The organism is Bathymodiolus azoricus thioautotrophic gill symbiont (assembly GCF_001298715.1).
Lineage (GTDB): Bacteria > Pseudomonadota > Gammaproteobacteria > PS1 > Pseudothioglobaceae > Thiodubiliella.
Window position 1 is genome coordinate 1 of sequence record NZ_CDSC02000061.1, and the last position, 1,367, is coordinate 1,367.

The 1,367-nt window shown below is 35.8% G+C and carries 1 protein-coding gene; it reads left to right on the plus strand.

What is annotated here, in order from left to right; all coding sequences use genetic code 11:
- The first annotated feature begins 192 nt into the window (after positions 1-192).
- Positions 193-918 carry a hypothetical protein gene (locus tag BAZSYMA_RS01155; RefSeq protein WP_090714721.1) on the plus strand — a complete coding sequence of 242 codons (726 nt, stop codon included), beginning with the start codon at positions 193-195 and terminating at the stop codon, positions 916-918.
- Positions 919-1,367: the final 449 nt, after the last annotated feature.

A 1,367-nucleotide genomic window follows, 5' to 3' on the forward strand; every position in this document is an offset into this window, starting at 1 on the left:
TATAATGATGAAACTCCTACATTAGCCCAGTGTGATTTAGGGAATACAGAAAATAGCGCATTTTTATCTAGCTATTTACCGAGTTTTGTTTTTGGTGGAAAATGTGCTATTTTATGGGTTTTATGAATTATATTAGGTTAATGTAAGAGTTTTCTTATGGGTTGAATTCGTCGTATTTATAATCAGGAAAAAATGAAAATAATAAAATTGAGTGCCTTAGGTTTGCTATTTGTTGGTAGTTTTAATGTGTTAGGCGTTAATTGTGAAGCTAAAAATAAACATTTAACATATAAAATCACATCATCAATTTATTCATATTCAAATGACACTAAAACTGGAACCTGTAAATGCAAAGCAGGATATGAGTTTAGTGGCAATCCCCCTGTTTCTACAGGAGAAGGTAATTTATTTATAGAACCATTCGATTTAGAGCTGAAGTGCGTTATATCAAAAGATGACACAAAACCATTTGTACCAAAAGATGACACAAAACCATCGGTAGCTGAATGGGTGATACCTATTTCCGTATTATCTTTAATGGCTATTGGCGGTCTACCGTTTTATACTCATGCTTTTGTAAAAGTAAGGTCGTCTTTTGCGCGCACTTACAATATAGATACAGTTGAAATGCTTGATCGTCATCTGCTTCCAGAAAATCAAATACAAAGAGTTGAGAACAATATTTATTCTGAAACGGATGGAAGTAGGACGACTCATTTCAATGAAAATACTTCTATTAACCCTAATGATGAAAATATTTACGCTACTATTGATGAGGTAAATGGTGAAGCAACTGGTGGACCGATGGATTCACCGAGTATTACCACCGATGCTTGGGCAAGGACTGGATCCCCCGCTCCAGAAGAGGAATTTGATGAGATATCATCTAATGCAAGCGGAGACCCCTGCATTAATTAACCCAATATAATTTATAAAACTCATAAAACAGCGTATTTTCCACCAAAAACAAAACTCGATAAATAGCTAGATAAAAATGCACTATTTTTTTGTATTCCCTAAATCACACTAGGTTAATGCAGGAGTCTCGACTTGGAATTTTTAGATGAAACTGTAATGGTCTAACAATCTTAAACACAAAAATAGCCTTATAGGAGTTCTTCCACAGGACCCCTATTAGCGTTTGGCATACAGGCATTAATACTATCGGTTAAATCACCAAGTGCCAACCAAGTGAGTGTTCGCACCACTTAAATCAGCTCACGCTCAGTCTCACTTAAGGCATAGTGCATTGTCTTTGGTCTTGAGGTTTTATCTTTAACAAAATCTCGCCCTCGCTATTTGGCAATGGTTTTAGTGCTAACGCTAAAGCGTCGTGCTAAATCAATATTGCTAGTATCAGCACAGCG

Excerpts from the sequence above, each read along its gene's own strand:
- BAZSYMA_RS01155 (WP_090714721.1), top strand. The coding sequence starts at position 193 with ATGAAAATAATAAAATTGAGTGCCTTAGGTTTGCTATTTGTTGGTAGT.